Origin of the sequence: Mycobacterium sp. UM_CSW (assembly GCF_000455205.1) — a bacterium.
In the GTDB taxonomy this organism is placed as follows: domain Bacteria; phylum Actinomycetota; class Actinomycetes; order Mycobacteriales; family Mycobacteriaceae; genus Mycobacterium.
Genome location: NZ_AUWQ01000042.1, coordinates 49,276 through 57,199, shown reverse-complemented (window position 1 = coordinate 57,199; position 7,924 = coordinate 49,276). Strand labels below are relative to the sequence as shown.

The following is a 7,924-nucleotide window of genomic DNA, read 5'->3' as shown; positions in this document are numbered from 1 at the left end:
GGCCCGCTCGGCGATGGTGCGCGCGATCTCGCGCCCGCGGTCCAATGCCGCGGCCGCGTCGTCGGCCACCTCCTGGACCAGCCCGATGCGGTGCGCCTCGGCGGCGTCGAACTCGTCGCCGGTCAGCAGCCAGCGCATTGCGTTGCCCCAACCGGCATCGCGGGGCAGCCGGATCGTCGCGCCGCCGAACGGGTAGATGCCTCGTTGCACCTCGAGCTGGGTGAAGCGCGTCCCGTCCGCCGCGATCCGGATGTCGGCGGCCAGCAGCAGCTCGATGCCCAACGTCATGCACCAGCCGTGCGCAACCGCGATCACCGGCCTGGTCCATACGCCGTCGAGCCGCCACGGGTCGCGGCCGTCGTCGGGGAACGCCAATTCCCCCGCCGCGATGCCGGGGCCGACGTCGACGAGGTCCAGACCCGCGGTGAAGTGGTCGCCGTGTGCGAACAGCACACCGGCGCGCAGCGAGTCATCGGATTCCAACAGCCCGTAGGCGCGGGACAGGTCGGCGAGCATCGCCCGATCGAATGCGTTGCGCTTCTCGGGCCGGTTCAGGCCGATCAGCAGGACGTGTCCGTCGCGCTCGAGGGACACCGTGTCGAGGTTCGGAAGGCCCATCGGCACAGTCAAGCGCAGTGCTAAGGATTATGCAATAGAGCATAACTAAACCTCAGTCACGTTGCCTTCCGACCGAAGGCTCGACAGGGCCAGGACCGCATTCATCGAGATGTTCTGGTTACTTAGGGAATAAAAATTGCTTACTCGACCGATGTCTTATATGCTTCTAAGCATAATCTAGGGCCGCACTCAGGCCGGGAGAAAACAATGTGGATCATCGAAGTCAACGTCGCCGGCTACCAGTTCACCCGCGAGATGCCCGACTTCAAGCGGCGGACGTTCCGGTTCAGCCCGCGTAACATGCACTGGCCGGTACCGCGGCACTCGCACGCTGCATGACGCTCGCCACGGGAGGTACGACAGTGCCGACTACCACCGACGCCAAGACGGACTCAGCCCCGACCAAGCGCTGCGACACCCGCAAGAAGATGCTGCTCAGCGCAGCCGAGGTGATGCGCGAGCGCGGCGCCGCCGGGGTGACCATCGATGAGGTGCTGGCCCGCAGCGGCGCGCCGCGCGGCTCGGTGTATTACCACTTTCCCGAGGGGCGCAATCAGATCCTGACCGAGGCGCTGAAGTTCTCCGGCGACTCCATCACCGCGATGATCGACGACGCCGCCGGCTGGGGCGCCAGGGCCCTGCTGCGCGAGTTCGTCGAGTTCTGGGAGCGGCTCCTCTCCGAGGGAGACTTCAGCGCCGGCTGCCCCGTGGTCGCCGCCGCGATCGGCTCGGACGACACCGAACCCAAGCTGTCCGCCGAAGCCGGCGCCATCCTGGGCCGCTGGTGCACCGCCTTGACGCGGGCGTTCGCCAACGACGGCTTCGACGACGCCGAAGCTTCGTCGCTGGCCGTGATGTCGATCGCCGCCCTGGAGGGGGCCGTCGTGCTGTCCCGCTCGACCCGCAGCACCGACCCCCTGCACCAGGTGGGCGACCAGCTCGAATTTCTCATCAAGGCGAGGGAATTCGTCATTCGCAACAAGATCGCGGAGTAGCGCGCCGGCTCCGCCCGCCAATAACGCAACATTTGCTGTCCGCACCAAGTACCATCGGGTTGCCAACTACACGGCTCCACCAATACCTGCGCCGGCCGGCGCCCTGTCTGAGCGCTCGTCGGGAGGTATTTCCATGTCGTTCGTGTTCGCCACGCCGGATTTAGTGTCAGCCGCCGCAACGGATTTGGCGGGCATCGGCGCGACGCTCACCCAGGCCAACTCGGCCGCCGCCGCCCAGACCACAGAAGTCCTCGCGGCGGCGGCCGACGAGGTGTCCGCCGCGGTCGCGGAATTCTTTGCTGCTCACGGCCAGGGCTATCAGGCGCTCGGCGCGCAGGTGGCGGCGTTTCACGACCAATTCGTCCAGGCCCTGAACGCGGGCGCCGGCGCCTATGCCAGTGCGGAGGCGGCGAACGCCGCGGCGGCGGCCAACCCCTGGCAGGTTGTGCAGCAGGACCTGCTCAACGCGATCAACACGCCCACCGAGCTGCTGATGGGCCGCCCGCTGATCGGCAACGGCACCAACGGCGCACCGGGGACCGGACAGAACGGCGGACCCGGTGGGCTGCTCTGGGGCAACGGTGGCAACGGCGGTTCCGGCACCCCCGCGACCGGGGGCAGTTTCGGAGGGCCAGGCGGCAATGGCGGCCCCGCAGGGCTGTTCGGCAACGGTGGGGCTGGCGGAGCCGGCGGGCCCGCGGTCTTCCCCGAGTCCGCCGGACCCGGTGGCGCCGGCGGCACCGGCGGTTTGCTCGTCGGCAACGGCGGACCCGGCGGCGTCGGCGGGTTTGCCGTGGCCTCCACCACGGGAGGCGCTGGAGGCCACGGTGGCGACGCCATCGGATTATTCGGCAGCGGCGGGGCCGGTGGTGACGGCGGTTCCGGTCGGGTCAACGACTCGGCGAACAGCATCGCCGGTGCCGGCGGCCAGGGCGGCCACGGCGGCCTGCTGCATGGCGACGGCGGTCACGGCGGCAACGCCGGAGTCGCCACCCGCGGTAACAGTGGAGGCAATGGCGGGGCGGGCGGGATGTTCAGCGGCAACGGGGGCGCCGGCGGCAACGGCACGGAAGGCAACCCCACGTTGGGCGGAGGCTCCTACGCCGGCGGCAACGGCGGCTCAGCCGGCCTCATCGGCAATGGCGGCGCCGGGGGGACCGGCGGTTCGGCCACCCTTACGACCGCGTTTGCGGATGGCGGCATCGGCGGTAACGGCGGCAACGGCGGCAGCCTGTTCGGTCATGGCGGTCATGGCGGCGCGGGCGGGCAATCCGCCTATGGCAACGGCGGCGTCGGGGGTGCGGGCGGGAACGCGGTCGGGCTGTACGGCAATGGCGGGTACGGCGGGGACGGCGGCCAAGGCCTCGGCAATGGCGGTAACGGCGGCCGCGGCGGCAACGGCGGCCTCACCGGTAACGGCGGCAGGGGCGGCGACGCCGGCTTCGGCTACACCTTCACCGGAGCGGTGGGCGGCGACGGCGGAAACGCCCAGCTCGTCGGAAACGGCGGCGATGGTGGCACTGTCGGCGGGGTCGGGGGCGGCGGTGGCCTCCTGCTGGGCGTGCCCGGCGCCGACGGGCGATAGGCGCCGCTAGCCCGACGAAATCACGCGTCTGCGCCAGCCGACCGCGCTACGATTTGCCCACGACGGGGGCGTTGCCGGAGGTGCGGAATGTCTTTCCTGTTCACGGTGCCCGACGTCGTTTCAACGGCCGCCACGGATTTGGCGGGTATCAGATCCACGCTCAACCAGGCCAACTCGGCCGCGGCGGCCCAAACCACCCAGTTGCTGGCGGCCGGCGAGGACGAGGTCTCGGCGGCGGTAGCCGCGTTCTTCGGTGCGCATGCCCAGGAATACCAGGCCGTCAGCGCCCAGGCGGCGACCTATCATCAGCAATTCGTCCAGGCCCTGAACGCGGGCGCGAGCGCCTATGCCAGCGCCGAGGCGGCCAACGCCGCGGCAGCGGCCAACCCGTGGCAGGTCGTGCAGCAGGACATCCTCAACGCGATCAACACACCCACCGAACTCCTGCTCCAGCGACCGCTGATCGGCAACGGCACCAACGGCCTGCCGGGGAGCGGCCAGAACGGCGGGGCCGGCGGCATCCTGTGGGGTAACGGCGGCAACGGAGGATCGGGCGCGGCGAACTCACCCGGCGGCAATGGCGGGCCGGCCGGGTTGTTCGGCCACGGCGGCGCCGGCGGCGCCGGCGGGCTGAGCAACACACCCGGGGTCAACGGGGGCAAAGGCGGCGCCGGCGGGACCGGCGGGTTGCTCTGGGGCAACGGCGGCCCGGGCGGCGCGGGCGGTGCCTACAACAACACGATCAACATGAACGTCGGTGGGGGCGGCACCGGGGGCGCGGGGGGCGACGCGATCGGGCTGTTCGGCACCGGCGGCGCCGGCGGTGCCGGCGGCTTGGCGGTTGGCGGCCTTATCGGCGGCGCCGGTTCCGGCGGTCACGGCGGTCACGGCGGTCTGTTGAACGGCAACGGCGGCGCCGGCGGGGCCGCGGGCTCGCAGGGCTCCTTCCCAGGTGTCGGGGGCGACGGCGGCGCCGGTGGGCTGCTGAGCGGCAATGGAGGTGACGGCGGCACCGGCTACGCCGGGAAGGCCGGCAACGGCGGGAACGCCGGGCTGCTCGGCAACGGCGGCGCCGGTGGGGTCGGCGTATCCAGTGGCCTCGGCGGTAACGGCGGGCTGGGCGGCGCGCTGGCCGGCGACGGCGGCCGCGGCGGCGACGGCGGGCAATCCATCGTTGGCGATGGCGGTCGCGGCGGGGCCGGCGGCAACGCCATTGGGCTGTTCGGCAACGGCGGAGAGGGCGGCAACGGGGGCCAGAGCGATATCGCCGCAGGTAACGGCGGACAGGGCGGCCGGGGCGGCAATAGCGCTGTGTTCGGCAGCGGCGGCGACGGCGGCAACGGCGGGGCCAGCGTAAATGGGAAGGCCAACGGCGGCGACGGCGGCAACGCCCAACTCGTGGGCAACGGCGGCATTGGCGGGAACAGCGCCGGAGTCGCCGCCACTCCCGGGGTGGGCGGGGGCGGCGGGCTGCTGCTCGGTATCCCCGGTCCCGACGGGCACGCCGGGCCGTAACCGCCTCGGTCGGTGTAGCAACGCCGACGCCGACGGCCCAGTAGCTCCGATATGGCCCACGAGTTCTGCGGCCGGACTAGGATTTGGATTTTCACCGCACCAGACGCTGCGGGCGCCGGCAGGAGGCGTGAAGATGTCATATGTGATCGCCGTACCAGACGTAATATCAACGGCCACAACAACTCTGGCGGATGTCGGTTCCACCCTTAACGAGGCTAATGCCGTCGCGGCGCTCCGAACCACCAACCTGCTGGCCGCGGGTGCCGACGAGGTGTCGGCGGCGGCAGCGGCGGTGTTCGGGTCGCACGCCGTGGACTATCAGGCGCTCAGCGCCCGAGCCGCGGCGTTTCACCAGCAATTCGTGCAGGCCCTGAAGACGGCCGTCGACGCGTATGCCGGCGCGGAAGCGGCCAACGCCGCCGCCGCGGCCAACCCGTGGCAGGTCCTGCAGCAGGACCTGCTCAACGCGATCAACACGCCCACCGAACTGCTCTTGCAGCGTCCGCTGATCGGCGACGGCGCCGACGGCGCACCCAACACCGGCCAAAACGGCCAGGCGGGCGGACTGCTGTGGGGCAACGGCGGTAACGGCGGGTCCGGCGCGGCTGGCGGGCCCGGCGGCAACGGCGGGCCGGCCGGGCTGATCGGCAACGGCGGAAACGGGGGCGCGGCCGGCATCGGAAACGCCACCGGCGGCGCCGGCGGCACCGGAGGATTCCTGGTCGGCAACGGCGGCGTGGGCGGCGCCGGCGGGCTGTGGGTAAGCGCGACGCCTGCTGTCGCCGGCACCGGCGGCGCCGGCGGCGACGCGATCGGACTGTTCGGCCACGGCGGCGCCGGCGGTGTCGGCGGCTCGAGCGTTTCCGGGTCTACCGGGGGTGCGGGCGGACACGGCGGCCACGGCGGCCTGCTCAACGGCGCCGGCGGCGCCGGCGGAGCCGCCGGGTTGGGCACCTCAGGCAATGTCGGGGGCACCGGCGGGGCCGGCGGTCTGCTGAGCGGCAACGGCGGTGCCGGCGGCGCCGGCTCCGGCAGTCTGCCCGGCGGCGCCGGCGGGAATGCCGGGCTGATCGGCAACGGCGGCGGCGGTGGGACAGGAGGCTCGACCGGCGGCGGAAGCGGTGGCGGCGGCGGACTCGGTGGGGCACTGTTCGGCGACGGCGGCCACGGCGGGAGCGGCGGACAAAACATCAGCAGCACCGCCGGCACTGGCGGCGCCGGCGGCAACGCCATAGGGCTGTTCGGCAATGGCGGCGGCGGCGGAGCAGGCGGCAGTGGGTCGCAGAGCGGCGCCGGCGGCCGCGGCGGCAACGGCGCCCTGATCGGCAGTGGCGGAAGCGGCGGCAGCGCTGGACCCGGGGACCACGACGTTCTAGGCGACCGGTCCACCGGCGGAGACGGCGGCAATGCCGGGCTGATCGGCAACGGCGGCCGAGGCGGCAATGCCTACTTCGTCGACGGCACCGTCGGGCAAGGCGGCGCCGGCGGGTTGCTGCTCGGGGTGCCCGGACCGAACGGGCTGCTTCCCTAGCCGAGCATCAGTCGCTAGCCGGCGGCGGCCTGACCTCTTTGAGTCGCAGCGGTCTGATTGACGGCTCGGGCTGCCAGGCGCCGGGTTTAGAAACCCTCGCCAATACTGGCGCTTTAGTATGGTTTTGCCGTATTTTCGGTACCAGTTGGTTGCTAACGGGCGCAGCAGCAACGTTTCCGGTTTGAACGTACGCGGTACCGATAAATGCCGGTGGAGGTTCGGATATGTCTTTCCTCATCGCACAACCCGACCTGATGGCGGCGGCCGCAACGGATTTGGCGGGTATTGGTTCGACGATCAGTGAGGCGAATGCGGCTGCGTCCGGGCCCACCACGCAGATACTCGCGGCCGGGGCCGACGAGGTGTCAGCGGCGCTGGCAGCCGTCTTCGGTGCCCACGCCCAAGGGTTTCAGGCCCTCAGCGCCCAGGCGGCGGCGTTTCATCAGCAGTTCGTGCAGGCCCTAAACACCGGTGCGGCGGCCTATGCCGGCACCGAGATCGCGAATGCCGCGGCCACCGCGAATCCGTGGCAGGTGTTGCAACAAGACGTACTCAACGCGATCAACGCACCCACCGAGCTGCTCTTGCAGCGCCCGTTGATCGGCGACGGCACCAACGGCTTGCCGGGCACCGGCCAACCCGGTGGTGCCGGCGGCATCCTGTGGGGCAACGGCGGCAACGGCGGATCCGGTGCGGCTAACCAAGCCGGGGGCAACGGCGGTCCCGCCGGACTGTTCGGCAACGGTGGCATGGGCGGAGCTGGGGGCTCGAGTAGCACCGCTGGCGTGAATGGAGGTGCCGGGGGCGCAGGCGGCACCGGCGGCCTGTTGATCGGCAGCGGCGGCGCGGGCGGCATTGGGGGGGCCGACCTGGTCACCGCCGTAGATGGTCTCGGCGGCACTGGGGGCGCCGGGGGCGACGCGATCGGATTGATCGGCAACGGCGGCGCCGGCGGTACCGGAGGATTGGGTTTGCTGCCCTTGGGCGCCACGTCACAAGCCACCGGAGGTGCGGGCGGTAGCGGTGGCCACGGGGGCATCCTCCACGGAGACGGTGGAACGGGCGGGAGTGCCGGAGACGGCTCCGCCGGCAATGTCGGCGGCAACGGAGGATCGGGCGGACTGCTGACGGGAAATGGCGGTGCAGGCGGCGCGGGCACGGGTTCGTTTGCCGGCGGCAACGGGGGCAATGCGGGGCTGATCGGCAATGGCGGCCATGGGGGGAACGGCACAGGTCAGGCCATCGCATCCATCGGCAAAGCGGGCGCCGGCGGGGCCGGTGGCAACGGCGGAATCCTCATCGGCAGCGGGGGGCACGGGGGCCAGGGCGCTGCGAACGTGCTGGGATCCGGTGGTGCCGGAGGCGCGGGCGGCAACGCGATAGGGCTGGTCGGCAGCGGCGGGGACGGCGGTCAAGCAGGCTTCGGGGTGTTAGGTGACGGTACCGGCGGTCACGGGGGCAACGGCGCGGTGCTGATGGGCTCCGGCGGGGACGGCGGGAATGCCGGGAACGGCACCACTAACGGTAACGGCGGTGATGGCGGCAACGCCGCCATTCTCATCGGCAATGGTGGTACCGGCGGGAACAAGACCGGTCCGATCGGCACCGTGGGCAAGGGCGGCAGCGGGGGAATCTTGCTCGGTGTGCCTGGGAACGACGGGCTTTAGACGCTCGGCGGGC

At 71.6% G+C, this 7,924-nt stretch carries 7 protein-coding genes; 6 read left to right on the top strand and 1 reads right to left on the bottom strand.

What is annotated here, in order from left to right:
- On the bottom strand, positions 1–618 hold a 618-nt coding region (locus N415_RS16860; protein ID WP_068184168.1), incomplete at its 3' end, for a crotonase/enoyl-CoA hydratase family protein.
- A gap of 207 nt (positions 619–825) precedes the next feature.
- Here N415_RS16860 and N415_RS33120 point away from each other — a divergent pair.
- The 6 genes from N415_RS33120 (at position 826) to N415_RS16835 (ending at position 7,911) form a co-directional block, all read left to right on the top strand.
- A complete protein-coding gene (locus N415_RS33120; RefSeq protein WP_255342532.1) occupies positions 826–957 on the top strand; it encodes a hypothetical protein in 132 nt (43 codons plus the stop codon).
- 89 nt (positions 958–1,046) lie between these two features.
- On the top strand, positions 1,047–1,613 hold the full coding sequence (locus N415_RS16855; RefSeq protein WP_068184192.1) for a TetR/AcrR family transcriptional regulator: 567 nt from the start codon (positions 1,047–1,049) through the stop codon (positions 1,611–1,613).
- Between the two features lie 133 nt (positions 1,614–1,746).
- Positions 1,747–3,198 carry a PE family protein gene (locus N415_RS16850; RefSeq protein WP_068184158.1) on the top strand — a complete coding sequence of 484 codons (1,452 nt, stop codon included), beginning with the start codon at positions 1,747–1,749 and terminating at the stop codon, positions 3,196–3,198.
- An 87-nt stretch (positions 3,199–3,285) separates the two neighbouring features.
- The gene (locus tag N415_RS16845) at positions 3,286–4,713 is read left to right on the top strand and encodes a PE family protein (protein WP_068184157.1); all 1,428 of its coding nucleotides are present in this window, start codon (positions 3,286–3,288) and stop codon (positions 4,711–4,713) included.
- Positions 4,714–4,846: 133 nt separating this feature from the next.
- Positions 4,847–6,244, top strand: coding sequence for a PE family protein (locus N415_RS16840; protein WP_068184189.1), 1,398 nt, complete (start codon positions 4,847–4,849; stop codon positions 6,242–6,244).
- Between the two features lie 224 nt (positions 6,245–6,468).
- On the top strand, positions 6,469–7,911 hold the full coding sequence (locus N415_RS16835; protein WP_068184155.1) for a PE family protein: 1,443 nt from the start codon (positions 6,469–6,471) through the stop codon (positions 7,909–7,911).
- Positions 7,912–7,924 lie beyond the last annotated feature (13 nt).